We start from the raw sequence: 23780 nt of genomic DNA, 5'->3' as shown, positions 1-23780 counted from the left end.
TGACACATGACTGACGAGACAACTCCGCCCGCCGGCGACCGCATCGAGCAGGTCGACCTCCAACTGGAGATGCAGCGCTCCTACCTCGACTACGCGATGAGCGTGATCGTGGGGCGCGCCCTGCCCGACGTGAGAGACGGCCTGAAGCCCGTGCACCGCCGCGTGATCTACGCGATGTACGACGGCGGTTACCGCCCCGATCGTGCCTTCTCCAAGTCGGCGCGCGTCGTCGGCGAGGTGATGGGCCAGTTCCACCCGCACGGCGACTCGTCGATCTACGACGCCCTGGTGCGGCTGATCCAGCCCTGGAGCCTGCGGTATCCGCTCGCCCTCGGCCAGGGCAACTTCGGCTCGGCCGGCAACGACGGCGCCGCGGCGCCGCGGTACACCGAGACGAAGATGGCGCCTCTCGCCCTCGAGATGGTGCGCGACATCCAGGAAGAGACCGTCGACTTCCAGGACAACTACGACGGCCGCACCCTCGAGCCCGTCGTGCTGCCGAGCCGCTTCCCGAACCTGCTGGTGAACGGGTCGGTGGGCATCGCAGTGGGCATGGCCACCAACATCCCGCCGCACAACCTGCGTGAGGTCGCCTCGGGCGCCATCTGGTACCTGCAGAACCCGGATGCGACGCGCGAGGAGCTCCTCGAAGCCCTGATGCAGCGAATCAAGGGCCCCGACTTCCCCACCGGCGCCCAGATCCTCGGCGTCAAGGGCATCCATGACGCGTACCGCACCGGCCGCGGATCGATCACGATGCGCGCCGTCGTGAACGTGGAGGAGCTGCAGGGCCGCACCTGCCTCGTGGTGACGGAGCTGCCGTACCAGGTGAACCCCGACAACCTCGCGGTGAAGATCGCCGACCTCGTGAAAGACGGCCGGCTCGCCGGTATCGCCGACATCCGCGACGAGACCTCGGGCCGCACCGGTCAGCGCCTGGTGATCGTGCTCAAGCGCGACGCCGTGGCCAAGGTGGTGCTGAACAACCTCTACAAGCACACCTCGCTGCAGGAGAACTTCGGCGCGAACATGCTCGCGATCGTCGACGGCATCCCGCGCACGCTGCCGCTGGACGGCTTCATCACGGAGTGGGTCGCGCACCAGATCGGCGTCATCGTGCGGCGCACGCGGTTCCGCCTGCGCGAGGCCGAAGCCCGCATGCACATCCTGCGCGGCTACCTGGCGGCCCTCGACGCGCTCGACGAGGTGATCGCGCTCATCCGTCGCTCGCCCACCGTGGAGGAGGCCCGCGACGGCCTGATGGAGCTGCTCTCGATCGACGAGCTGCAGTCGCGCGCCATCCTGGAACTGCAGCTGCGCCGTCTCGCCGCCCTGGAGCGCCAGAAGATCCACGAGGAAGCCGAGGCGCTGCAGCTCAAGATCGACGAGTACAACGTCATCCTCGGCAGCCCCGTTCGGCAGCGCGAGATCATCACCGAGGAGCTCGGCGAGATCGTCGACAAGTTCGGCGACGACCGCCGCACCGAGATCATGTTCGGCTTCGACGGCGACATGAACATCGAAGACCTCATCCCCGAAGAGGAGATGGTGGTCACGGTCACCCGTGGCGGCTACGTCAAGCGCACCCGGAGCGACAACTACCGCAGCCAGCACCGGGGCGGCAAGGGTGTGAAGGGCGCGCAGCTGCGGGCGGATGACGTGGTGGAGCACTTCTTCGTGACCACCACCCACCACTGGCTGCTGTTCTTCACCAACCGGGGCCGGGTGTACCGCGCGAAGGCCTACGAGCTGCAGGAGGCCGGCCGCGACGCCAAGGGCCAGCACGTGGCCAACCTGCTGGCGCTCGCGCCCGACGAGCAGATCACTCAGATCCTCGACATCCGCGACTACAAGGCGGCGCAGTACCTCGTGCTCGCCACCAAGGGCGGCCTGCTGAAGAAGACCTCGCTCACCGAGTACGACACCAACCGCTCGGGCGGCATCATCGCCATCAACCTGCGCGACGACGACGAGCTCGTGTCGGCTCTCCTGGTGGAGGAGGACAGCGACCTGCTGCTGGTGTCGAAGAAGGGCATGTCGATCCGCTTCACCGCGAGCGACGAGGCCCTCCGGCCGATGGGCCGCGCCACCTCCGGAGTGATCGGCATGAAGTTCCGTGGCGACGATTCGCTGCAGGGGGCCTCGGTCGTGAGCGACGAGGGCTTCGTGTTCATCGTCACCGAGGGCGGCTACGCCAAGCGCACCTCGGTCGACGAATACCGCGTGCAGGGCCGTGGCGGTCTCGGTATCAAGGTGGCCAAGCTGCAGGATGCGCGGGGCGATCTGATCGGCTCGCTGATCGTCGGCGAGGACGACGAGGTGCTTGTGGTTCTTGCCAGCGGCAAGGTGGTACGCTCTGCCGTGGCCGAAGTTCCGGCTAAGGGACGCGACACGATGGGCGTGGTCTTCGCCCGCTTCGCGGACGATGATCGCATCATCGCAGTGGCCAAGAACACGGAACGCAATCTCGAGTCGGAGCTCGAAGAGGGCGCCGAACCCGCCCCTGGAGAGGACGTAACGACGGATGAGTAATCTTGGCGACAAATTCGCGAAGAAGACGGCAAGAGTCGCCAACACGAAGCAGGTTCGGCTGAAGCTGGTCTACATCGACTTCTGGTCGGTGCTGAAGATCTCCTTCCTCCTCGCGATCGTTCTCGGCATCGTGACCGTGGTCGCCAGCTTCCTGATCTGGTCGGTGCTGAACCAGACCGGCGTCTTCGACTCGATCAACACCCTGCTGCAGGACATCGCGGGTGCGGGCAACTTCGACCTGTTCGATTTCGCTTCGCTGCCGCAGGTGATGGGCTTCTCGATCGTGGTGGCCATCCTGAACGTGATCGTGATCACGGCTCTGGGTGCCATCTGGGCCGCGCTGTACAACCTCGCGGTGCGGATCACGGGCGGCGTGCTGCTCGGCTTCACCAACAAGTAGGCCGATTTCACGACCGGGCCATGAGTAGGGTAGTCTCGACTCTGGTCAAAAAACGGGGTTATAGCTCAGGCGGTTAGAGCGCTTCGCTGATAACGAAGAGGTCCAAGGTTCAAGTCCTTGTAACCCCACCACCGATTACTCCCTCGAGGCGAAAGTCTCATCGGGGCCTTAGCTCAGTTGGTAGAGCGCCTGCTTTGCAAGCAGGATGTCGGGAGTTCGATTCTCCCAGGCTCCACGTGCCAATTGAAAGGGACGCGTACACGCGTCCCTTTCGTCGTTAATGGCTGAGTTCTCGACAAAGAAGAAGCCCCGCACACACCGTGCGGGGCTTCTTCTTTTGGTGGGGCGGGAGGTCAGCTCTCGGGGCTGGTCTCGGGCTCGGGGTCTTCGTCGGCGATCCAGAGCTCGTCGTCGGCCCGGAAGGTCTGCCAGAGTGCGTACCCGATGCCGGCGGCGGTGACGATGCCGAGGCTGATCACGAACGCCGCGCCGACCTTCGAGCCGCCCGACTTCGGGGCCGACTTCTTGATGGTCTTCGCCGCCTTCTGGGCCTTCTTGCCGGCCTCCTTGACGAACTCCGGGTTCTTCGAGGCCTGCAGCACGGCGGCAGCCGACCCGATGGTCGACGCCAGCGCCGGGATGACCTCCGTGGCGAACTGCTTCTTGACGGCCGAACCGGCCACCTTCACGTCGGCGACCTTGCGGCTCACCGTGGGGGCGACAGAGTCGACAGCGGTCTTGACGCGCGGCTTGACCTGCTCGTCGGCCAGGAAGCTCGCCTGCTTGCCGGCCTCACGGATGATCGTGTTGGCGCGGTCGAGCACATCCTGCTGGTCGAGCCACAGCTCTTCTGCCGAACCCTTCAGACGCTTGAGCGCCTTACGGCGCTTGCGGGAAAGACTCATGTGAAACCTCCATCGGCGAAAGCACGGACAATCTCATCTTGGCACGCAATGCACTGCCGCAGTAGTTCGCGGCGCTGATCATCGGCTCAACACTCTCTGGGCCTTCACTGGACGACTGAGCCCGTATGACAGAATTGGGCCATGCCCGCACACACTCACGTCGCCACCATCACCACCAACCACGGCCCCATCGTCGTGAACCTGTACGGCCACCAGGCTCCCAAGACCGTCAAGAACTTCGTCGGTCTCGCGACCGGCGGCCTCGAGTGGACCGATCCGAAGACGGGTCAGGCCACCACCGCGCCGCTGTACGAGAACATCGTCTTCCACCGCATCATCCCGGGCTTCATGATCCAGGGCGGCGACCCCCTGGGCAACGGCACCGGCGGCCCCGGCTTCCGCTTCGACGACGAGATCAACGGCGAGCTGAACTTCAACGAGCCCTACATCCTCGCCATGGCCAACGCCGGGCTCCAGGGCGGCAAGGGCACCAACGGTTCGCAGTTCTTCATCACCGTGGGCCCCACCACCTGGCTGCAGGGCAAGCACACCATCTTCGGCGCCGTGGCCGACGACGCCTCCAAGCGCATCGTCGACAAGCTCGCCGGAGTGGCGACGGATGCCTACGACCGCCCGCTGGACGAGGTCGTGCTGGAGAGCATCACCGTCGACGAGGTCTGAGCACCGGTCGGCCCGCCCCTCACTGACGCGACACCTCCCAGGCAGACCCACCGATGACGAGCGCCGCTCACACGTCTGACAACTACTGCTATCGCCATCCCGATCGGCAGAGCTTCGTGCTGTGTCAGCGCTGTGGTCGCACCATCTGCCCCGACTGCCAGGTGCAGGCGGCCGTGGGGGTGCACTGCGTCGAGTGCGCGCGTCAGGATCGCGCGAGCGCTCCGCGCCCGCGCCGGGGGCGGGCGTTCGTGCGCCGGGTGACGGGCGGCGAGACCCCCGTGGTGACGTATTCGCTGATCGCGCTCTGCGTCGTCGTCTTCCTGTTGCAGCTGCTGCCCGGGCTCGGTGTGACGAACGCCCTGCTGTTCGCCCCGGCTTACGTCCAGCCCGATTCCGGTTTGCCGCAAGAGCCCTGGCGCCTGTTGACAGCCGTCTTCACGCACTCGACGGCCTCGTTGCTGCCGCTGCACATCCTGCTGAACATGTACTCGCTGTTCATCTTCGGCGGGGTGCTGGAGCGGATGCTCGGCCGTGGACGCTTTCTCGCGCTCTACCTGATCGCCGGCTTGGGCGGCTCGGTCGCCGTCGACCTGCTCGGTGACCCGTTCCAGGGAACCGTGGGCGCATCCGGAGCCATCTTCGGGCTGATGGGGGCCTTCTTCATCATCAACCGGCACCTCGGCGGCAACAGCATCCAGTTCGTGGTGCTGGTGGTGCTCAACCTGGCCTGGGGCTTCTTCGTGCCGGGCATCTCCTGGCAGGCACACGTGGGCGGCATCGTGGCCGGCGGGCTGGTGGCTCTGGTGTACGTGCGCACGCGCAACCGGAGTCAACGCACGCTGCAGATCGCAGGAACCGCAGGCATCGCGGCCGCTCTCGTGGCGCTGACCGTGGTGCGGGCCCTCATCTGACTAACAGGGTTATCCACACTGTGGACTTCTCCACAGGAGTTTCCACATTGGGGATAATTACAGGCGTGTAATTAGCGGGCCCCGTGCCGGGTTTCAGGCGGGCGGACTCAGCGCCAGCGCGTGGTCATGATGAAGCCGATGAAGGCGATGCCGAACCCGATGAGGATGTTCCAGCTGCCCAGGTCGGGGATGGGGAACAGGCCCTGGCTCACGTAGAACACGATGATCCAGAGCAGACCGACGATCATGAAGCCGAACATCACCGGCTTGAACCAGACGGGGTTGGGCTGGTTCGCAGACGAGTCGTCGGCGTTGGAGCGCTGCACATCGCGGTTGCGGCGGGCGACGTCCTTCGTGGATGCTTTGTCTCGGGCCATGCCGATGATTCTAACGGTCATCGACCCCCAGTTCTCCACCGGTTCTCCACAGGCAGGGCCTTCGGTGCCGCTGCCCAGGTTCCTCCTCTTAGGATGATGGACATGAGTGAGCTGCCGGACTCCCCGCCCGAGACGGCAGAGCCTGGGCTCGAACCGCGCCCAGAGCTCAAGCGCCCCCGTCGCCGCAAGCGCAGCATGGTGTCGCGTGTGGTGGGCGTGTTCGGAGAGCTGCTGATCACGGCCGGAGTGCTCGTGCTCCTCTTCCTCGGCTGGCAGTTCTCGTTGAACGGCGTGATGCTGAGCAACCAGCAGGCCTCCGACGCCGACAACCTGGTGCAGAGCTGGCAGACGGCCGCTCCGTCGGCGGCGCCGAGCACGCCGGAGACACAGGCGCCCACCACGAGCACGGCCTTCCAGTACGGCGAACCGCCGGCCACGGCAACCCCTTCGAATGCCGAGGAGTTCGCGGTGATGTACGTGCCCCGCTTCGGTGCCGACTTCAAGAAGACGATCGCCGAGGGCGTCGACCCCCGATCGGTGCTCAACAAGGGCGGTGCCGGCCACTACTCCACCACGCAGATGCCCGGTCAAGTGGGCAACTTCGCGGTGGCCGCGCACCGCGACGGCTGGGGCAGCCCGTTCTTGAAGATCAACGAGCTGCAGGTGGGCGACAAGATCTACATCGAGACGCAGGACGGCTGGTACACGTACACGTTCCGTGGCCTCGAGTACGTGACGCCGTACGGCGTGGGCGTCATCGACCCGGTGCCGCAGGTTCCCGGTGCGGCCGCGACCGACCGCATCCTGACCATGACGAGCTGCAACCCGCTCTACATCGCATCGGAGCGCATCATCGCGTACTCCGTGCTGACCGACTGGACACCGCGATCGGTGGGCGCGCCCGCCGACATCGCCGGACTCGTGGGGGCCTGACCTTCTATGTACGCAGCTCTCTGGCACATCCTGCCCGGCCCGCTCTGGGTGCGCATCCTCATCGTTCTCGTGCTGCTGGCGGCGGTGCTCTACGCGCTCGCCTTCTTCGTGTTCCCGTGGATCGACCAGCTGACCGCGCCCGCGCAGGACGTGACGGTCGACCGATGACGAGGGTTCTCGTGATCGACAACTACGACAGCTTCGTCTACACGCTGAACGGGTACCTGCAGCAGCTCGGTGCCGAGACCGAGGTGGTGCGCAACGACTCGTTCGACGCCGGTGACGCCGCGGAGACGATCGCCCGGTACGACGCCGTGCTGCTGTCGCCGGGCCCCGGGAAGCCGGCCGACGCCGGCGTCTCGATCCCGGTGGTGCACGCGGCCCTCGAGAACGGCACGCCGCTTCTCGGAGTGTGCCTCGGTCATCAGGCCATCGCCGAGGCGCTCGGTGCCACGGTGACGAACGCCGAAGAGCTGATGCACGGCAAGACGTCGGTCATCCGTCACGACGACGACCCGTTCTACGACGGGGTGCCCGACGGCTTCACCGCCACCCGCTACCACTCGCTCGCGGTGGTCGACGGCACGGTGCCCGACAGCCTGGTGGTGACCTCGCGTACCGACGGTGGTGTGATCATGGGGCTCCGGCACGTGAGTGCGCCGGTGTACGGCGTGCAGTTCCACCCCGAGTCGGTGCTCACCGAGGGCGGTTACCGGATGCTCGGCAACTGGCTCGCCACGGCCGGACTCGACGAGGCTCCCGCCCGCGCCGCGACCCTGAACCCGCTGCTGCGCGCGGTCTGATCTGCGCGGCCGTCAGGACCCGGTGCAGTACCGGATGGTGATCTCCGACTTCTGGGCGGCGTCGCCCTCGGCGATCGACTGACTCGACACGGGGTTCAGCGGCGCGGTCTTGCACCCGGGATCCTGCTCCACCTTCACGTCGAGCTGCAACGAGGCGAGGCTTCCGCGCGCGGTGTCGAGTGGCTGACCGGTGACGTCGGGCACGCTGACGAGCCCGCTCGACACCACGATGTCGATGGTGTCGCCCGCGAACGCGCTCGTTCCGGCGTCGGGCGACGAACGGATGACGGTGTCGGCCGGAACGGAAGCCGAGTTCTCCTTGATGGTGCTGCCGACGGTGAAGCCGGCCGCGCTGAGGGCTGCCGCGGCATCCGTCGCCGACCTGTTGACGACCGAGGGCACCGACACTGCCTGGCGGCCCTGCGAAACCCGCACGTCGATGACCGTGCCAGGGCCCACGATGGTGCCGGCCGGCGGATCGGTTTCGACGACCTGACCCGCGGGCACGGTGTCGCTGTAGACCTCGAATCGGGCGGTGATCAGGTCGAGCTGCTGCAGGGTGGCATCCGCCGCCTCGTAGCTCTGGCCCGTGACCGTGGGGATCTCGCGCGAGGTGGTGGGCAGCGTATTGGTGGGTTGCAGGGTGAGCACCCAGAACACGATGGCCACGAGGATGACCGCGACCGAGACGATGCCCGCCCAGATCCAGACCACGGGGGGCCTGGACTGCGTGCGTACGGCGTACTCGTCATCTCCCGCGAGTTGCGTGAGCGGCGAGTCCGACCCCTGGGAGAGGGTGGGAGGTGCTCCGAACAGCGACGACTGGAAGTCGTCCGCGGGCACGCGCTTGGACGGGATCTTGCCCGCGCCGGCGATCTCGAGGTCGCCCTTGAACTCCACCGCGCTCTGGAAGCGGGCGAAGCGGTCTTTGGCGAGGGCGTGCAGCACCACCTGGTCGAGCGCGGGCGACACATGGGAGTTCACGGTCGACGGCGCCACCGGCATCTCGCTGACGTGCTGGTAGGCGACGGCCACCGGGGTCTCACCCTTGAAGGGCGGCTGACCGGTGAGCATCTCGAACAGCACGACTCCGGTGGAGTAGAGGTCGGTGCGGGCGTCGACCGACTCTCCTCTGGCCTGTTCGGGTGAGAAGTACTGCGCCGTGCCCAGGATGGCCGTGGTCTGCGCGACGGTGGCCGAGGAGTCGGAGATGGCGCGGGCGATGCCGAAGTCCATCACCTTCACCTGGCCGCCGTGGGTGATCATCACGTTGCCGGGCTTGATGTCGCGGTGCACGACCCCCGCCCGGTGCGAGTACTCCAGGGCCGTGAGGATGCCCTCGGTGATGCGGATGGCCTCGGCCGAGTCGACCGGGCCCTGCTTGATCACGTCTTTGAGCAGCTTGCCCTCGACGAACTCCATCACGATGAACGGCACGATGCCCTCGAAGCCGCCCGCCTCGGCCACCCGCTCCTCGCCGGCGTCGAAGACCCGCACGATCGTGGGGTGCGCCATCCGGGATGCCGCCTGTGCCTCCTGGCGGAAGCGGGTGCGGAACACCGGGTCGCCGGCGAGCGACGATTTCAGGAGCTTGATGGCCACCTGGCGCCCGAGGCGTTCGTCGCGCCCGGAATAGACGTTCGACATGCCGCCGCGGCCGATGAGTTCGCCGATGCGATACCTCCCGGCGAGGAGACGTGTGTCATCGGTCACTGGTGCTGCTCCTGAAACGGTGTCGAGACGGTGGTCGGTGGTGCGAAGGGATGTCGGGTCAGCCGTTCGTGGCGGTCGGGGTGGGCGTGGGCTGGCCGCCCTCGATCGACAGCGTGAGCGCCGGCGAGAAGCCGGAGGCCGAACCGGAGCACGTGACCTGGTATTTGATCTCGATGGTCGACGTCGCCGGGCCGGTGGCCTTGAACTGGGCGCTCGTGGCCGTGCCCGGCTCGGCCTGCAGGGTGGCGTTCGTGGCCTGCAGCGTGTAGCCCGTGAGGGTGGTGCCCGAGGGGCAGCTGTACGAGCTCCACGAGACCGTGAAGTCTTCACCCGGCTCCACCGTGTTCGTGGTGGTCGTGGGGGCGCTGGTGGGCGCATCCGGAACGATCACGTCGCCGTAGACGGTGAGGGCGATGGTGGTGCCCGGCTGCACGTTGCCGACCGGCGTGGCCTGGTAGACCACGTCGACCTGCTCGGGAGTGGGCGCCGCGTTGCCGACCACCCGGTTCGCCGAGAGGCCCATGGCCTCGAGCACGGCGGCCGCATCGGTGAACGACTTGCCCTTGAGGTCGGCCTCGGAGACGGCCACACGGGTGGGCGTCGGGGAGGGGGTGACGCTGGGCGTGGGAGTCGTCGCGCTCTGGGTGGGCGTCGACGACGCGGTGGTGGGTGTGGCCGGGCTGCCGGAGTTCTGGAAGAGCACGGTGACCAGCGTGCCGACGCCGATCAGCAGCAGGATGACGATGAGCACGATGAGCGGCCACGTCCAGGGGCTGCGCTTCTTCGGTTCGTCCTCGACCGCATCCGTGCCCGGGTCGGTGGGATCGAACGGGGGAACGCCACCCGAGACCGCACCCGCGCCGCCGGCCGCGGCGAGCACGGTGGTGGCCTGCGTGGGGGCGCTGGAGGGCATGACCGTGGTGGCCTGCGTGGGCGGCAGCGGCTCGTCGCCGAGAACGGCGGGAACGGCGGCGGCGGCGGATGCGATGTCACCGCGGCGCAGGGCCATCGCGGCGCGGGCCAGATTGCCGGTGGACGACGGGCGGTCTTCCGGCTTCTTGGCGATGCAGGCCAGCACGAGGTTGCGCACCGGTGTGGCGATGGTGGTGGGCAGATCGGGCGGGGTCTCGTTGATCTGCGCCATCGCGATGGCGACCTGCGACTCGCCCGTGAAGGGACGCTTGCCGGCCAGGCACTCGTAGGCCACGATTCCGAGCGAGTAGATGTCGGTGGTGGGGGAGGCCGGTTGCCCGCTCGCCTGCTCGGGCGAGAGGTACTGCACGGTGCCCATCACCTGACCGGTGGCGGTTAGCGGCACCTGGTCGGCGATGCGGGCGATTCCGAAGTCGGTGATCTTCACGCGGCCGTCGGGCGTGATGAGGAGGTTTCCGGGCTTGATGTCGCGGTGCACCAGGCCCGCGGCGTGCGCAGCCTGCAGGGCGAGCGCGGTCTGCGCCACGATGTCGAGCACCCGGTCGGTGGAGAGCACGTGCTCGCGCTCGAGGATGGTGGAGAGCGCCTCACCGGGCACGAGCTCCATCACCAGGTAGGCGCTGCCCTCTTCTTCGCCGTAGTCGAAGACGTTGGCGATTCCCTCGTGGTTGACGAGGGCGGCATGGCGGGCCTCGGCGCGGAAGCGCTCGAGGAAGCCCGGGTCGCCCAGGTACTCGTCTTTCAGGATCTTGATGGCCACCGTGCGGCCGATGACCAGATCGGTCGCCTGCCAGACCTCGCCCATGCCGCCGATCGCGATGCGACTGGACAGCTCGTACCGGCCACCGAAGGTCACCCCTGCTGTGGGTCTCATTTACTCAGCACCGCCTCTAGTACTCGTTTTGCGATCGGTGCGGCCAGTTCGTTTCCTGTGCCCGACTGGCCCAACCCACCACCATCTTCCACGACGACTGCGACGGCGACCCGAGGGTTGTCGGCGGGCGCGAAACCGGTGAACCACAGCGTGTAGGGATCACCCTCCCCGTTCTCCGCAGTTCCGGTCTTACCGGCCACACTGACGCCGTCTATTCTTGCATTAGTCGCTGCGCCGTTATCGACGGCCTCGACCATCAGCTTCGAAAGTTCCGAAGCTGTTACATCGGTCAGCGGGGTCGAGAACTCCTTGGGCTCGAAAGCCTGCAGCACGCTCAGATCGGGAGCCCGGATCTCGTCGACGAGGTTGGGCGTCATGATCGTTCCGCCGTTGGCGACGGCCGCCGAGAGCATGGCCACCTGCAAGGGCGTGGCGACGTCGCTGCCCTGGCCGAAGGCCGAGAGGGCCAGCTGCGCGTCGTCGAGGCCCCGGGGGTACTCGCTCGTCGACACGTCCATCGGGATGGACAGGTCGCTGCCGAAGCCGAAGGCGCTCGCCATGTCGCCGAGGGAGGACTCGCCCATCTCCATGCCGAGTTCGGCCATCGGGATGTTGCAGGAGAGCACGAACGCCGTGGCGATGGAGACCGTGTCGCCGCCCCCGCAGGTTCCGCCGCCGGCGTTGGCCACCGTGGCGTCGCTGCCGGGCAGCTGCAGCCGGGCGATGTTGGGCTCGGTGTGGTCGACCGGCAGGTTCGCGTTCTGCAGGGCCGCCGAGGTGGTGACGATCTTGAAGGTGGAGCCCGGAGGGTTGAGGTCGTTGATGGTCTTGTTGATCAGCGGGTCGCCGGGGGCGGCGAGCAGCGAGTCGTAGGCCGAGAGAACCTGGTCGGTGTCGTGCACGGCCAGAGTGTTGGGGTCGTAGTCGGGCTTGGAGACCATGGCCAGGATGCGGCCGGTCGAGGGCTCGATGGCCACCACGGCGCCCTGGTAGCTGCCGAGCGCGTCGTAGGCGGCCTGCTGCACGACAGGGTCGATGGTGAGCTCGACCGAGGCGCCCTGCGGGTTCTTGCCCGTGACGAGCCGGTCGAGGTACTCCAGGAACTGCGAGTCGCTGGTGCCGCTGAGGTAGTCGTTCATCGACTGCTCGATCTGGCTGGAGCCCTGCCCGAGCGTGTAGTACCCCGTGACCGCGCTGTAGAGCGCGCCCTGAGGGTAGGAGCGCTGGTACTTGAACTCGTCGGTCGTGGGCACCGACACCGCCACCGGCTGGCCGTCGACCAGGATCGGGCCGCGTTCGACGTCGTAGCTGGCGTACACCGTGCGGGCGTTGCGGGCGTCGCTCGCGAGGTTGTCGGCCTGGAAGAACTGGATGACGGTGGTCGACACCAGCAGGGCCGCGAACATCAGGAAGACCACGATGCTCACACGTTTGAGTTCTCGGGTCACCGGTCTAGATCACCAGCCTTGGCTGATTGCGAACTGTGTCCGACAGGCGCAGCAGCAGCGCCACGATGATCCAGTTGGCCACGAGCGACGAGCCTCCGGCGGCCATGAAGGGCGTGGTGAGGCCGGTGAGCGGGATGACGCGGGTGACGCCGCCGATGACGATGAAGCACTGCAGGGCCACCGTGAACGACAGGCCCACGCCGAGCAGCCGGCCGAAGTCGTCCTGCCCCGCGAAGCTGATGCGGAAGCCGCGGCCGATGAACAGCAGGTAGAGCGCCAGGATGGCGAACAGCCCCGCGAGCCCGAGCTCCTCGCCGAGCGAGGCGACGATGTAGTCGCTCTGCGCGAGCGGCGTGATGTCGGGCCTGCCCTCACCGAGACCGGTGCCGATGAGCCCGCCGTTGGCGAGCCCGAACAGGCCCTGCACCAGCTGGTAACTGCCGCCCTGCTCGTCGTACACGGCCGGATTGAACGCATCCAGCCAGTTCGTGAAGCGGTCGTTCACGTACACCAGCACCTGGCCGGCGATGACGCCGCCCGCGAGGAACAGGCCGACGCCGAGCACCACCCAGCTCGCCCGGCCCGTGGCCACGTAGATCATCACCACGAACAGGCCGAAGTAGAGCAGGGCGGTGCCGAGGTCGCGCTGGAAGATGATGACGGCCATCGACAGCGCCCAGAGCAGCAGGATGGGCCCGAGATCGCGCCCGCGCGGGAACCGCATGCCGAGCACCTTGCGCCCCACCATCGACAGGCTGTCGCGCCGCGAGACGAGGTAACCCGCGAAGAACACGGCCAGCGCGATCTTCGCCACCTCACCGGGCTGGAACGAGAACGAGCCCACGTGGATCCAGACCCGGGCCCCGTTGATCTCCTGACCGAGCACGGGGAGCATCGGCAGAAGCAGCAGAACGCCGGCCACCAGCATGGCCACGTAGGTGTACCGCTGCAGCACGCGGTGGTTGCGGATGACCACGATCACGCCGATCGAGAGGGCGACGGCCACTCCCGTCCACACCACCTGCCGGAGCGCGGTCGACTCCCAGCCGGTGAGGTTCTCGGCGATGTCGATGCGGTAGATCATCGCGATGCCGATGCCGTTCAGCAGCGACGCGATCGGCAGGATGAAGGGATCGGCGTTGGTGGCCACCAGACGCAGGGCGATGTGCATGGCGAAGACCAGCACTGCGAGCCCGGCACCGAGCGTGACCACCGTGAGGTCGGCGTAGCCGAGCGCCCCGAACTGCACCAGCACGACGGCGAAGGCGTTGGCGGCGCAGACGAACAGCAGCAGGAACAGCTCGAGGTTGCGCAGCTTCTGCGGCACCCGGATGCGCCGGATGCCCTTCGCCGGGGTCGCTTGAGCGGCGTTCCCGCGCGGGTCGCCGGGGCCGGACGCCACGGGGGCGGTGGGGGCCGACGCCATCAGGGGGTGCTCGAGACGGTGGGCGCGGGCGTGGCCGCGGGGGAGGGCGTCGGCGTCGCAGCCGGAGCCGCGGAATCGCCCAGGCGGTCGACGATCTCCTGGGCTGCGGCCACCGAATCGGCGCTGATGGTGTTCGAGACCTGGTTCTGTGCGTACGGGGTGAGCGCATCCGTCTGGATGTCGGTCTTCTCGTAGACGTGGGAGAGCGAGATCGGCCCGACGCCCTGCTGGATGCCCTGGTAGATCGACACATAACCGTCGGACTCGCCCACGTAGAAGCGCGTCTGGGTCCAGCGGTAGCCCGCCCAGAGCCCCACGGCCACGAGCGCGACCACGATGAGCGCCGCGACGAGCCAGGTCGCCTTCCGGCGGCGGCTGCGGCGGCGGTCTTCTTCGATCAACTCGTCGAGGTAGTCCTCGGAGCCGGGTTCGAAGTGGCTCGGCTCGGTGCTCGCCGGCCCGCGGGGGTGCAGGCGCAGCCCCGGGATGCCCGCGATGCGCGTGGTGCGACGGCCGGCCCCGCGCTCGAACGCGATGGGTGAGGCGGCCGAGCCCACGATCACCGGCTCGACCTCGGGAGTGTCGAGCGACTGGTGCACGTCGACGACCACCACGGTGACGTTGTCGGGCGCGCCGTGGTCGAGACTCTCTTTCACCAGGGCTTCCGCGGCATCGCGCGGGGTGACCTTATTCTTCAGGATCTTCTCGATGTCGTCGTGCTCGACCACGCCCGAGAGACCGTCGGAGCAGAGCATCCACCGGTCGCCGGGGCGGGTGTCCATGACCTGAAGGTCGACCTCGGGCGGCGCGTCGACGTCTCCCAGCACGCGCATCAGCACGGAGCGGCGCGGGTGCGTCTTGGCCTCCTCGGGCGTGATGCGGCCCGAGTCGACCAGCCGCTGCACGAAGGTGTGGTCGACCGTGATCTGGGTGAGCACGTCGTCGCGCAGGCGGTAGACCCGCGAGTCGCCGATGTGGGCGAGCGCCACGCTGTGACCGACGCGCACGAGGGCGCTGAGTGTCGTGCCCATGCCGGTGAGCTCGGGATGCTCGTACACGGTCTCGGTGAGCACCGCGTTCGCCGCGACGATGGCCTCCTGCAACGCGAACTCGGCGTCGACCGCGGAGTTGTACTGGCCGTCGATCTCGGCCAGCCGCTGGAGAGCCAGCGCGCTCGCCACGTCGCCGCCCGCGTGCCCGCCCATGCCGTCGGCCACGGCGAAGAGCGTCTCGCCCGCGAAGCCGGAGTCCTGGTTGTTGGAGCGGATCTTGCCCACGTGGGATACGGCCGCGCTCACGGTCACAATCGCCACAGGCTACCGCCGCAGTTCGAAGCTCGTGGCGCCGATGCGGATCGGCGTATTGAGGGGGACGTGCACCGGGGAGGTGACACGCTGGCCGTCGAGGAAGGTGCCGTTGGTGGAGTCGAGATCCTGGATGACCCACTCCTCGCCCCAGACCATCAGCCGGGCGTGGTGGGTGGAGGTGTAGTCGTCGCGGATGACCACGCTCGAGTCGGAGGACCGCCCGATGGTGAGCGGCTCGGTGCCGAGCGGGATGTCGGTGCCCGACTTGACACCCGAGGTGATGACCAGGCGGCCGGCGTTGGCCGTGGTGGCGCGCGGTGGGCCGGCGAGCTCGGTGCCGGGGGCCGGGATGAAGGTGGGGACCTTGGGCGCGGGAGGTGCGGCGGGGGCCGGGGCTGCTGCCGCGACGCCGGCGGCTCCCGCTGCGGCTCCGGCCGGGGCGGGGACGGATGCGGCTGCGCCGGGAGCACCCGCGGCCGCCGGGGCCGCGTCGCTGCGGAGCTTGCGCACGCGCTGCCCGAACAGGTCGGACCGCATCGCGTAGACCACGATGAAGATGAACACCCACAGCAGGGCCAGGAACGCCAGCTGCAGGATGAGGAGAGTCAGTTCGCTCATGTCGCCTATCCCCAGAATCCGCCGGGGTCGGCGGCGGAACCGCGCGGTTGGGCGGCCGGGCGCGGGCTCTGGCCCTGGCCCGTCGAGGACTGCGGCACGATGCGGAAGACGATGTTCGTGCGCCCGATCAGGATGACCGAGTCGGGGTCGAGGTTGGCCCGCTGGAACGGACGGCCGTTCAACTGCGAGCCGTTCGTGGAACCGAGGTCGCGCGCCTGGGCGTGCGAGCCATCCCACAGGATCTCGACGTGCTTGCGGGAGGTTCCCGTGTCGTCGATGGTGATGTCGGCGTCGCTGCCGCGGCCCACGATGGTGCGGGCCTTCGTGATGGGATGGCGACGGCCGGCCACGTCGAGCACCGGAGTCCAGCTGACCTGGCTCTGCACGTTGGCCGAGTCGATCTGCACGACGCCGGTGGTGAGGCGGGGCTCCTCGACCAGATCGATCGAGACGGCGCCCGCGAACTGGAAGCCCTGCTGGGCGGCGTGCTGCTGAACGATCTGATTCAGGTCGTCGATGAGCGTGGGGCCGATGCCGACCATGCGCTGGTAGTCGGAGGAGGCGAGCAGCACGCGGAAGCCGTTGGGAGCCAGGATGCGGTCACGGGAGACCACGGCGGCCTTCGTGTCGAGCTCCCGCTTCAGCGCGGAGGAGATCTCGACCGGCTGGAGCCCCGAGCGGAAGGTCTTCGCGAAGGCGCCGTTGACGGCGCGCTCGAGACCCTTCTCGAAGTTGTCCAGTATTCCCACGTCTCTTTCGTTCCTTTCTCGCGGCATCACTCGGCCTCAGTAAGGAGGAGTCGGGGTGTCGTTCGATGCGTCGCGCAGGGGGCGCGTGCTGTTCAAGGCGTGAATGCTAGGTCGATGTTACTTGTCTTGCGTGTTAATGCGCTCTCACCGGTGCGCGCGGCCCTGGTTTCACACCTCCGCGACTCGCGTGCTAATCTCTCCTAGTTCGCGCGAGTGGCGGAATTGGCAGACGCGCTGGCTTCAGGTGCCAGTGCTCGAAAGGGCGTGGGGGTTCAAGTCCCCCCTCGCGCACGAACGATACACATGCCGGTCGACCGGGGTTCAACCCCGGCGGCCGGCATTCGTCGTCTCCGGCTTTCGTCGTCTCCGGCATTCGTCGTCCAGAGATGGCGGATCCGGCGGACTCCGTGGTACCCCGCCGCTGTCTCAGCGGGTGGTGACGACCTGCTGAAGGGCCTCGGTGAGGAGGGCGCGCATCCGTTCGTCGTCGATGGAGGCCGTGCCGTCGCCCGGCTGCACGCCGTAATCGCCGAAAGCGGCGTGGTTGGCGCCGTCGATCTCGACGAAGACGGTGTCGGCGGGCAGATCGGCGCGTGACGCGTCGATCTTCGCGGGAGTGCTGAGCCCGTCGTCGCTGCCCGAGACCGAGACCACGGGCTTGCCGAGCTGCGACTCGTCGCCCGCGCAGTACGAACCGAGCAGCACGAGGCCGCGCACGTCGGAGTCGGCCGCGTACTGGCAGGCCTTGACGCCGCCGAGCGAGTGGCCGCCGACGAACCAGTCGTCGACCTCGGGAACCGCTCGGGTGAACGTGCTGAGCGGCCGGAACTCGAGGATCGCGAAGTTGAGAACGGGACGTACGATCACCACGGTGGTACCGCGCTCGACGAGGCTGCTGAGCTTGTAGGCGTAGGAGAGTGGATCGACCTTCGCGCCGGCGAAGAAGACGAGGCCGGTGCCGTTCGCGTCGGCGACGGGGCGCATGACCACGTCGTCGTACGTCCAGCTGATGTCGATCGCAGGGTTCTCGGCCACCGATTGCACCGGCTCGAGCTCGGCGGAGTACGTGGTGTGGGCGTCGACGAGGAAGACCAGCACGGCGGCGAGCACGAGGGCGGCGAGGGCGGCGGCGGTTCTGGCGATGACGCGGAAGAGGGAGCGGGGGTGGTTCAGCATGATGATCGTGGGATTCTCGGGCGGATGCCGCGGTTTCAACGGGTGTGCAGGGTGTCGTAGCGGGCCAGGGCGTCGGCATCGGTCGCGAGGGTGGCGGCACGACGGGCGCCGTCGAGGGCGGCGACCGGGTCGGACTCGAGACGGGCCAGCGCCAGCTCGCGCTCGGCGGAGGCCAGGCGGGTACGGGCATCCGTACCCACACCGGCGCGGCGCGAGGAGATGAGGTCGCTCGCGGTGCGGATGTGGCTCTCGGCGATCTGCACGGCGCCCACGAGCGCCTCGCGGGCCGAGTCGAGGCGCTGCTGGGCGGTGCGGGCGGTGGCGAGGGCGAGATCCAGGTCGGTGGCTGCGGCGTCGAGGGCGTCGATGTCGGCCGACGGATGCGCGGGGCGCCGCGCCTCGGCCGCCGCGACGGCGTCGCGCATCCGCTTCTCGGAGTCGAGGATGCGCTGGGCGGCCTCGGCGTCGTCGACGGTGCGGCGGAGGGTTTCGGCGTCGACGAGCCGGGCACGGGCGGCGTCGAGGGCCTGTGTTCTCCTGAGCCGGGCGTCGCGGAGGGCGTCACGGGTGCGGTCGAGGGAGTCGAGCAGGGCGACCGCTTCGCGGAGCGACGTCTCGGCCTGCTGCACCAGGCGGGCGACGGGGGCGACGGTCGTCTCCTGCAGCGACTCGCTCGTCTCGGCCGACGTGCGCTGCGCCTCGTCGAGGGCTGCGGCGGCCCGGTCGTCGTTGCCGGCGACGTCGGACCAGGCGTCGGGGTCGTAGGCGTCGGCGAGTTCGGCCAGGGTGGCGGCGGCGAGCGGGATGCGCGTGCGGGCCGCCTCGATGCGGTCGTTCAGGCGGGCGAGGGTGGCGGGGGCGGCCGTCTCGGCCCGGCGGCGCTCGCCGATGGCCCGGGTCTGGGTGGTGACGAGAGCAAGGGCTGAGTCGCTCAGCGACAGGATGCGCTTGCTCCAGTCGCGCTGCTGCTGCTCGGAGTCGGGCACGGAGTCGTCGAGGCGCTGTTTGATCGAGAAGGCCTCGGAGGCGCGCCCGCGGGCCGTCGCGAGGGCGTCGGCGAAGTCGTGCACGGCGGCGTCGCCGAACTCGGCGCGGGCGAACTCGAGCTCGTCGGCGGCGTCACGGATGGCGTCGTCCATCTGCACGAGCTGGATGTTGGCGCGTCTCACGAGGTCGTCGAGGGGGATTCGGGCGGGGGCGCCGGAGGTGTCGGGGTCTCGGGTGCCTGTGCCGTTGCGGTTGCTGCGGTTGCTGCGGCCGTTGCGGTTGCTTCGGAGGCGGAGGGCGGTGGACACCGCGGCGAGGCCCACCAGCACCACGGCGAGCACGATCAGGCTCGGGAGGAGGGAGAAGTCGGCCATGGGTCAATGGTACGGAGAGCTTGATTGAGTAGTGATTGCTCATAACGGGGTCGGCGGCTACGGCTGCATCGTGGGAGATGTCTTTTCCCTTCTAACCGAGAGAGTCCCCATGAGACCTCACAACCGTTCTCGACCGATGGCTGTACTGGCCGCGGTGCTGCTCGCGGCGGGTGCGCTGGGCGCGGCCGCCGCCCCGGCGTCTGCTGCGCCGGGCGACCAGGTGTCCATCTCGATGCCGCGACTGCTGCCCGACTTCGGGTACGTGAAGCAGGGCACCGTGGTGGTCCGCACCATCGACATCCTCAACGACGGCACCGACTCGGTGACGATCGATCCGGCTCCGCTCAGCGCGCTCACGGGGGTCTTCGCCCTCACGTCGACGTCGATCACGGCGACGGATGTCATCGCCCCTGGTCAGCGCCGCACCATCACCGTCACGCTCACCGCGCCGCCTGCGCCGCTGGTGCCGACGCAGACGGTCACCTTGACCGCGGTCGACCACGATCGGCCTGGAACCGCTGAGCTGAAGCTGCAGTTCAGGGCCGAGTCGCTGACGACGGATCGGGCGTTCTTCGAGGTCTCGTCGAGCGGGGGCATCTCTCCGCTGGCGTTCGGCAGTGTCGAGGTGGGCAAGACGGTCACGAAGCGACTGTTCCTGTCGATTCAGGGGATCGATCCTCTGGCCTTCGCAGAGAGCGACGTGCGGATGCTCGACCTCGGCTCACTTCCGCTGCCGTCGATGCGGGTGGGCGGATCGTCGTTCGGCACCGGTGCGACGTATGCGCCGGGCCGAACCGCCACCGTCGACGTGACCTTCGCGCCGACCGCTGCGGGTTCACTGACCGGCACCATCCAGATCACCGGTCGGCCGATGAACGGCGACCCGGAGGCGAAGGGCGTGACGCAGGTCATCCCGTTCACCGCGAGCGCGACGGCCGTGGTGGTGCCGCCCGACCCGAAGCCGACGCCCAGCCCCACGCCGACGCCGTCGGCCACGCCGTCGCCCACTCCCGTGCCGTCACCGGCGCCCACGTCTGCCGGTGGAGCCGGGTCGAGCAGTCGGCCCGGGGGCGGCGGCTCCTCGGGCGGCGGCGCTTCGGTCGGCGGTGCCTCGGGTACGCGGAGCGGCTCAGGGTCCGGAACGCTGGCCAACACCGGCGGTGATGTGAGTGCCGCGGTCTGGTTCTCCGGGCTCACCATGCTCGCGGGCGCCATCGCGCTCGCCGGAGCATGGCGGATGCGGCGTCGCACCCGCTGATCGAACGCGGCCTGTCGGCTCTCGGGGGCATCCGGAGCCGGCAGGCCGTTTCGCGTGCCTGCCCGCCGAAGACGGGTGACGGGCTGACGCGGAGTCGGCCCGAAGCGAGGGCGACGGCTACAGCAGGGCTGCGCGGAGCTGGTCGACCGAGTGCACGACGGCGATGGCACCGACCGCCTCGGCGGGTGAGCCGTAGCCCCACTCGACCATGATGGTGGGCACGCCGTGGGCCGCGGCCCCGTGCACGTCGTGCTCGCGGTCGCCCACCAGCACGATGTTCGAGAGGTCGACGCCCTGCTCGATGAGGCGGCGCAGCGCCTCCTCCACCACGTCGGCCTTCGCGCTGCGGGTCTCATCCTCCGACGATCCGCAGATGACCTCGAAGCAGTCGGCCACCTCGAGGTGCTGCAGGATGCGCGCGGCTTGCGTCTCCGACTTCGACGTGGCGAGCGCCAACGGGATGCCGGCCTCGTGCAGCGTGCGCACCAGGCCGAGCATGCCCGGGTACACCGTCGAGTCGTCCTGCGGGCCGTCGGAGGCGGCGAGGCCGCGGTACACCGTCAGCGCCTCACGGGACTCCGCCTCGTTCATCGAGGCGACGTCGCGGAAACCGTCGAGGATCGGCGGCCCCACGAACGCCACCAGTTCGGCCGGCAACGGTACCGGCCGGCCCATGGCTTGCAGGGTGCGCGAGAGGCGGCCGATGATGCCGGGGGCCGAGTCGGTGATGGTTCCGTCGAGGTCGAAGAGGATGCACGACCACGGCTTGGCGGGGATCTGACGAGTCACCTGAGCAATCCTACGGTCGGTCGGGGGCGCGGCCCCGTGTCGGCTCGGGGACAACCTGAAGGTGAGGGGTCGTCGACGGCTCTAGACTCACCGAGTCATGGTCGCCTCCGCTGCTCGCCGCATCCCGGCTCTCATCACGGTGCTGCTCCTCGTGGCGGCCGTCGTGGTGGTGGCCACCGGCGTTCTGCCGTGGGACGACTTCGGAGCGCTGATCGAGCGGGTGGCTCCCGTGCTCGCGTTCGTGGTGGGCATCACCATCGTGGCCGAGCTCGCCAGCAAGGCCGGCGTGTTCTCGACCCTCGCCGAGCGGATGGCCGGGTGGGGACGCGGGCGCATCTGGGCCCTCTGGATCCTCGTCATCCTGCTCGCCATCGTGAGCACCGCCTTCCTCTCGCTCGACACGACCGCGGTGCTGGTGACGCCCGTGGTGGTGGTGCTCGCCATCCACGTGGGCGTCTCGCCCATCCCGTTCGCGCTCGCCACGGTGTGGCTGGCCAACACCGCCTCGCTCTTCCTGCCGGTGTCGAACCTCACGAACCTGCTCGCGGCCCAGTCGTTCGACGGCGGGCCGGCGCAGTATCTCGGGGTGGTGTGGGCGCCGGCGCTGGTGGGTGTGGTGGTGAGCGTCGCCATCCTGTCGTTCGTGTACCGCTCCCGGCTCGCCGGGCGGTACGTGACGCCGGAGCGTGAGCCCGTGGGCGACCGGCCGTTGCTGGTGTTCGCGGCCGTGGTGGTGGCGCTGTTGCTGCCGATGCTCGTGTCGGGCATCGCGGTGGAAATCGTGGCCGGGGTGGCGGCCGTGCTGCTTGTCGCGGCGTTCCTGGTGCGGCGTCGTGGGGCCATCCGGGTGTCGCTCGTTCCGTGGCAGGCGCTCGGCATCGCGCTCGGGCTCTTCGTGCTCGTGGAGGCGGCGCACGCGCACGGCCTCGAAGACCTGCTCGCTTCGGTGAGCGGCACCGGTGACGACCCGCTGAGCCTGCTGCACCTCTCGGCGGTGGCCGCCGTGAGCGCCAACGGCATCAACAACCTGCCGGCCTACCTCGTGCTCGAGCCGCAGGCGGGGAGCCAGCTGCGGTTGGTGGCGATTCTGATCGGGGTGAACCTCGGGCCGCTCGTCACCCCGTGGGCGTCGCTGGCCACCCTGCTCTGGCACCAGCGGCTCGCGGCGCACGGGGTCACCATCTCGTGGCCGCGGTTCATGGGCCTGGGGCTCATCGCCGCCGTGATCATCGTGCCGCTGGCCACGCTGGCGCTCGCGTTCACTGCCTGACCTCTGCATGGCGGGGCCGCTGCTCCGGATGTGCGGCGGGGCCGCTGCTCCGGATGCGTGGGTGCGGCCGTCAGGGCAGCACGAGGTCGCGCTTCACCACCTGGGCGAGGCTGCCGGCGTCGAACTGCACGGCCACGAAGTCGGCGGTGGTGACGAGGGCGAGGGCCTCGGCGGCGGGCAGGATCATCGCCTGGGCCGCGGCCCGCTGCTCCTCGGGCACGGCGAGCCGAAGCTCGGCGATCGAGGTGAACAAGGGGAGAACCGGCTCACCCGACGTGGAGAGCAGGGTGCGCAGCTGCGGGTCTGCCGCATCCGTGGTGCCGGTGATGTCGACCACGAGGCCGCCTGAGCGCATCGCCTTCAGCAGGGCGTCGAGCGTGGTGCGGTTCGGCAGGGCCGCAAAGGTCTCGAGCGCCTTGCGGAGCGGTCGGTTCGAGTACGACTTGGGAAAGGCGGGTGCGCGAGTAGCCACTCCTCAAGCCTAACGACAGCCCGGATCCGTCGATTTCGGCCCGAAAACGCCGCGGGAAGGGCGAAAAGTGACGGAACTGGTGTTTCAGGGTCAGAAGAGGCGGGAGTCGGCGTCGTCGAGGCCGCGCATCGCGTCGTAGTCGAGCGTGACGCAGCGGATGCCACGGTCAAGGGCCAGCGTGCGCGCCTGCGGCTTGATCTCCTGCGCGGCGAACACACCCTGCACGGGGGAGAGGTGCGGGTCGCGGTTCATCAGCTCGAGGTAGCGGGTGAGCTGCTCGACGCCGTCGATGTCACCGCGGCGCTTGATCTCCACCGCCACGGATGCCCCGGCCGAGTCGCGCGCCAGGATGTCGACGGGGCCGATCGCGGTCATGTACTCGCGCCGCACCAGCGTGTGGCCGTCGCCCAGCAGCTCGATCTGCTCGGCGAGCAGCTTCTGCAGGTGCGCCTCGACGCCGTCCTTGACGAGACCGGGGTCGATGCCGAGTTCGTGCGCCGAGTCGTGCTCGATCTCGTGCAGCGAGACGACGAGCACGTCGTCGGTCTTCTTCTGGGTGACCTTCCAGAGCTCGGTGATGCCCGCATCCGCCTGGTCGGCATCGGGCTCGAGCACCGTGAGGGTGCAGGGCGGGCTCATCCAGTTGAGGGGTTTGTACGAGCCGCCGTCGCTGTGAACCAGGATGCTGCCGTCGCTCTTGAGCATCAGCAGGCGTTTCGCCAGCGGCAGGTGGGCGCTGAGACGACCCGCGTAGTCGACGGAACAGGTGGCAATGACGAGACGCACCGACTCAGAGTAGTAGAGAACCCGACCCCGGAGTCCGTGGACGACCAGCACGCGATCG

23 protein-coding genes and 3 tRNA genes are annotated in these 23780 nt (G+C 68.6%); 12 read left to right on the top strand and 14 right to left on the bottom strand.

The genetic code is table 11. The annotated features are described in order from the left end of the window. Window positions 1–6 precede the first annotated feature (6 nt). The 4 genes from gyrA to ACEXOR_RS15635 all read left to right on the top strand — a co-directional run bounded on the left by gyrA (window position 7) and on the right by ACEXOR_RS15635 (window position 3167). Window positions 7–2532 carry a DNA gyrase subunit A gene (gene gyrA / locus ACEXOR_RS15650; RefSeq protein WP_374850653.1) on the top strand — a complete coding sequence of 842 codons (2526 nt, stop codon included), beginning with the start codon at window positions 7–9 and terminating at the stop codon, window positions 2530–2532. Then, window positions 2525–2932, top strand: coding sequence for a DUF3566 domain-containing protein (locus ACEXOR_RS15645; protein WP_374850652.1), 408 nt, complete (start codon window positions 2525–2527; stop codon window positions 2930–2932). The genes gyrA and ACEXOR_RS15645 overlap by 8 nt, the downstream gene beginning before the upstream one ends. Before the next feature lie 54 nt (window positions 2933–2986). After that, window positions 2987–3063, top strand: a tRNA-Ile gene (locus tag ACEXOR_RS15640). 31 nt (window positions 3064–3094) lie between these two features. Further along, window positions 3095–3167: transfer RNA gene (locus ACEXOR_RS15635), tRNA-Ala, on the top strand. Between the two features lie 118 nt (window positions 3168–3285). On the opposite strand, the gene ACEXOR_RS15630 is transcribed toward ACEXOR_RS15635, so the two are convergent. Next, entirely contained in the window at window positions 3286–3837 is a 552-nt protein-coding gene (locus ACEXOR_RS15630; RefSeq protein ID WP_374850651.1) for a hypothetical protein, read from the bottom strand. A 141-nt stretch (window positions 3838–3978) separates the two neighbouring features. On the opposite strand from ACEXOR_RS15630, the gene ACEXOR_RS15625 reads away from it, so the two are divergent. Together ACEXOR_RS15625 and ACEXOR_RS15620 are read left to right on the top strand one after the other, a co-directional pair. Next, window positions 3979–4518, top strand: a complete 540-nt coding sequence (locus ACEXOR_RS15625) for a peptidylprolyl isomerase (RefSeq protein ID WP_374850649.1) — start codon at window positions 3979–3981, stop codon at window positions 4516–4518. A 53-nt stretch (window positions 4519–4571) separates the two neighbouring features. Next, window positions 4572–5429 (top strand): rhomboid family intramembrane serine protease, encoded by an 858-nt coding sequence (locus ACEXOR_RS15620; RefSeq protein ID WP_374850648.1) that lies wholly within the window; start codon window positions 4572–4574, stop codon window positions 5427–5429. A gap of 107 nt (window positions 5430–5536) precedes the next feature. Here the strand turns inward: ACEXOR_RS15620 and ACEXOR_RS15615 are convergent, their stop codons facing one another. Continuing rightward, window positions 5537–5806, bottom strand: a complete 270-nt coding sequence (locus tag ACEXOR_RS15615; protein ID WP_374850647.1) for a cell division protein CrgA — start codon at window positions 5804–5806, stop codon at window positions 5537–5539. Window positions 5807–5908: 102 nt separating this feature from the next. Between ACEXOR_RS15615 and ACEXOR_RS15610 the strand changes: the two genes are divergently transcribed. The 3 genes from ACEXOR_RS15610 to ACEXOR_RS15600 are packed head-to-tail and all read left to right on the top strand — an operon-like array spanning window position 5909 to window position 7542. Continuing rightward, window positions 5909–6739 (top strand): class E sortase, encoded by an 831-nt coding sequence (locus ACEXOR_RS15610; RefSeq protein WP_374850646.1) that lies wholly within the window; start codon window positions 5909–5911, stop codon window positions 6737–6739. Between the two features lie 6 nt (window positions 6740–6745). Next, window positions 6746–6907 (top strand): hypothetical protein, encoded by a 162-nt coding sequence (locus tag ACEXOR_RS15605; RefSeq protein WP_374850645.1) that lies wholly within the window; start codon window positions 6746–6748, stop codon window positions 6905–6907. Continuing rightward, window positions 6904–7542: an anthranilate synthase component II gene (locus ACEXOR_RS15600; protein WP_374850644.1), complete on the top strand. Its 639-nt coding sequence runs from the start codon at window positions 6904–6906 to the stop codon at window positions 7540–7542. The genes ACEXOR_RS15605 and ACEXOR_RS15600 overlap by 4 nt, the downstream gene beginning before the upstream one ends. A 12-nt stretch (window positions 7543–7554) precedes the next feature. Here ACEXOR_RS15600 and pknB read toward each other — a convergent pair whose 3' ends face one another. The 7 genes from pknB to ACEXOR_RS15565 are packed head-to-tail and all read right to left on the bottom strand — an operon-like array spanning window position 7555 to window position 16610. Continuing rightward, window positions 7555–9255 (bottom strand): Stk1 family PASTA domain-containing Ser/Thr kinase, encoded by a 1701-nt coding sequence (gene pknB / locus ACEXOR_RS15595; protein ID WP_374850643.1) that lies wholly within the window; start codon window positions 9253–9255, stop codon window positions 7555–7557. Window positions 9256–9313: 58 nt separating this feature from the next. Next, a complete protein-coding gene (locus tag ACEXOR_RS15590) occupies window positions 9314–11062 on the bottom strand; it encodes a protein kinase domain-containing protein (protein ID WP_374850642.1) in 1749 nt (582 codons plus the stop codon). After that, window positions 11059–12510, bottom strand: coding sequence for a peptidoglycan D,D-transpeptidase FtsI family protein (locus tag ACEXOR_RS15585; protein ID WP_374850641.1), 1452 nt, complete (start codon window positions 12508–12510; stop codon window positions 11059–11061). The genes ACEXOR_RS15590 and ACEXOR_RS15585 overlap by 4 nt, the downstream gene beginning before the upstream one ends. 4 nt (window positions 12511–12514) lie before the next feature. Continuing rightward, window positions 12515–13936 (bottom strand): FtsW/RodA/SpoVE family cell cycle protein, encoded by a 1422-nt coding sequence (locus tag ACEXOR_RS15580; protein WP_374850640.1) that lies wholly within the window; start codon window positions 13934–13936, stop codon window positions 12515–12517. Beyond that, the gene (locus ACEXOR_RS15575) at window positions 13936–15249 is read right to left on the bottom strand and encodes a Stp1/IreP family PP2C-type Ser/Thr phosphatase (protein WP_374850639.1); all 1314 of its coding nucleotides are present in this window, start codon (window positions 15247–15249) and stop codon (window positions 13936–13938) included. Before ACEXOR_RS15575 ends, ACEXOR_RS15580 begins: the two co-directional genes overlap by 1 nt. Before the next feature lie 3 nt (window positions 15250–15252). Further along, window positions 15253–15861 carry an FHA domain-containing protein FhaB/FipA gene (locus tag ACEXOR_RS15570; RefSeq protein ID WP_374850638.1) on the bottom strand — a complete coding sequence of 203 codons (609 nt, stop codon included), beginning with the start codon at window positions 15859–15861 and terminating at the stop codon, window positions 15253–15255. A 5-nt stretch (window positions 15862–15866) separates the two neighbouring features. Beyond that, a complete protein-coding gene (locus tag ACEXOR_RS15565; protein WP_374850637.1) occupies window positions 15867–16610 on the bottom strand; it encodes an FHA domain-containing protein in 744 nt (247 codons plus the stop codon). A 207-nt stretch (window positions 16611–16817) separates the two neighbouring features. Between ACEXOR_RS15565 and ACEXOR_RS15560 the strand changes: the two genes are divergently transcribed. After that, window positions 16818–16901 (top strand) — tRNA-Leu (locus tag ACEXOR_RS15560). 135 nt (window positions 16902–17036) lie between these two features. On the opposite strand, the gene ACEXOR_RS15555 is transcribed toward ACEXOR_RS15560, so the two are convergent. Further along, window positions 17037–17786 (bottom strand): alpha/beta hydrolase, encoded by a 750-nt coding sequence (locus tag ACEXOR_RS15555; protein ID WP_374850636.1) that lies wholly within the window; start codon window positions 17784–17786, stop codon window positions 17037–17039. Between the two features lie 35 nt (window positions 17787–17821). Continuing rightward, window positions 17822–19147 carry a coiled-coil domain-containing protein gene (locus ACEXOR_RS15550; protein WP_374850635.1) on the bottom strand — a complete coding sequence of 442 codons (1326 nt, stop codon included), beginning with the start codon at window positions 19145–19147 and terminating at the stop codon, window positions 17822–17824. Window positions 19148–19283: 136 nt separating this feature from the next. Between ACEXOR_RS15550 and ACEXOR_RS15545 the strand changes: the two genes are divergently transcribed. Beyond that, window positions 19284–20405 (top strand): choice-of-anchor D domain-containing protein, encoded by a 1122-nt coding sequence (locus ACEXOR_RS15545; RefSeq protein ID WP_374850634.1) that lies wholly within the window; start codon window positions 19284–19286, stop codon window positions 20403–20405. Window positions 20406–20522: 117 nt separating this feature from the next. Here the strand turns inward: ACEXOR_RS15545 and ACEXOR_RS15540 are convergent, their stop codons facing one another. Then, window positions 20523–21194: an HAD hydrolase-like protein gene (locus ACEXOR_RS15540; RefSeq protein ID WP_374850633.1), complete on the bottom strand. Its 672-nt coding sequence runs from the start codon at window positions 21192–21194 to the stop codon at window positions 20523–20525. A gap of 97 nt (window positions 21195–21291) precedes the next feature. On the opposite strand from ACEXOR_RS15540, the gene ACEXOR_RS15535 reads away from it, so the two are divergent. After that, on the top strand, window positions 21292–22464 hold the full coding sequence (locus ACEXOR_RS15535) for an SLC13 family permease (protein ID WP_374850632.1): 1173 nt from the start codon (window positions 21292–21294) through the stop codon (window positions 22462–22464). Between the two features lie 70 nt (window positions 22465–22534). Here the strand turns inward: ACEXOR_RS15535 and ACEXOR_RS15530 are convergent, their stop codons facing one another. Continuing rightward, complete coding sequence (locus tag ACEXOR_RS15530; RefSeq protein ID WP_374850631.1) at window positions 22535–22936, bottom strand: SseB family protein; 402 nt, start codon at window positions 22934–22936, stop codon at window positions 22535–22537. 90 nt (window positions 22937–23026) lie between these two features. Then, the gene (gene nucS / locus ACEXOR_RS15525; RefSeq protein WP_374850630.1) at window positions 23027–23722 is read right to left on the bottom strand and encodes an endonuclease NucS; all 696 of its coding nucleotides are present in this window, start codon (window positions 23720–23722) and stop codon (window positions 23027–23029) included. Window positions 23723–23780 lie beyond the last annotated feature (58 nt).

The sequence above is a fragment of the Herbiconiux liangxiaofengii genome (assembly GCF_041927335.1).
Taxonomy (GTDB): Bacteria; Actinomycetota; Actinomycetes; order Actinomycetales; family Microbacteriaceae; genus Herbiconiux; species Herbiconiux liangxiaofengii.
This window is presented reverse-complemented; position numbering and strand designations above follow the sequence as displayed.

Coding starts and splice junctions, on each gene's coding strand:
- gyrA (WP_374850653.1), top strand. CDS start 7: ATGACTGACGAGACAACTCCGCCCGCCGGCGACCGCATCGAGCAGGTC.
- ACEXOR_RS15645 (WP_374850652.1), top strand. CDS start 2,525: ATGAGTAATCTTGGCGACAAATTCGCGAAGAAGACGGCAAGAGTCGCC.
- ACEXOR_RS15630 (WP_374850651.1), bottom strand. CDS start 3,837: ATGAGTCTTTCCCGCAAGCGCCGTAAGGCGCTCAAGCGTCTGAAGGGT.
- ACEXOR_RS15625 (WP_374850649.1), top strand. CDS start 3,979: ATGCCCGCACACACTCACGTCGCCACCATCACCACCAACCACGGCCCC.
- ACEXOR_RS15620 (WP_374850648.1), top strand. CDS start 4,572: ATGACGAGCGCCGCTCACACGTCTGACAACTACTGCTATCGCCATCCC.
- ACEXOR_RS15615 (WP_374850647.1), bottom strand. CDS start 5,806: ATGGCCCGAGACAAAGCATCCACGAAGGACGTCGCCCGCCGCAACCGC.
- ACEXOR_RS15610 (WP_374850646.1), top strand. CDS start 5,909: ATGAGTGAGCTGCCGGACTCCCCGCCCGAGACGGCAGAGCCTGGGCTC.
- ACEXOR_RS15605 (WP_374850645.1), top strand. CDS start 6,746: ATGTACGCAGCTCTCTGGCACATCCTGCCCGGCCCGCTCTGGGTGCGC.
- ACEXOR_RS15600 (WP_374850644.1), top strand. CDS start 6,904: ATGACGAGGGTTCTCGTGATCGACAACTACGACAGCTTCGTCTACACG.
- ACEXOR_RS15590 (WP_374850642.1), bottom strand. CDS start 11,062: ATGAGACCCACAGCAGGGGTGACCTTCGGTGGCCGGTACGAGCTGTCC.
- ACEXOR_RS15580 (WP_374850640.1), bottom strand. CDS start 13,936: ATGGCGTCGGCCCCCACCGCCCCCGTGGCGTCCGGCCCCGGCGACCCG.
- ACEXOR_RS15570 (WP_374850638.1), bottom strand. CDS start 15,861: ATGAGCGAACTGACTCTCCTCATCCTGCAGCTGGCGTTCCTGGCCCTG.
- ACEXOR_RS15555 (WP_374850636.1), bottom strand. CDS start 17,786: ATGCTGAACCACCCCCGCTCCCTCTTCCGCGTCATCGCCAGAACCGCC.
- ACEXOR_RS15550 (WP_374850635.1), bottom strand. CDS start 19,147: ATGGCCGACTTCTCCCTCCTCCCGAGCCTGATCGTGCTCGCCGTGGTG.
- ACEXOR_RS15545 (WP_374850634.1), top strand. CDS start 19,284: ATGGCTGTACTGGCCGCGGTGCTGCTCGCGGCGGGTGCGCTGGGCGCG.
- ACEXOR_RS15535 (WP_374850632.1), top strand. CDS start 21,292: ATGGTCGCCTCCGCTGCTCGCCGCATCCCGGCTCTCATCACGGTGCTG.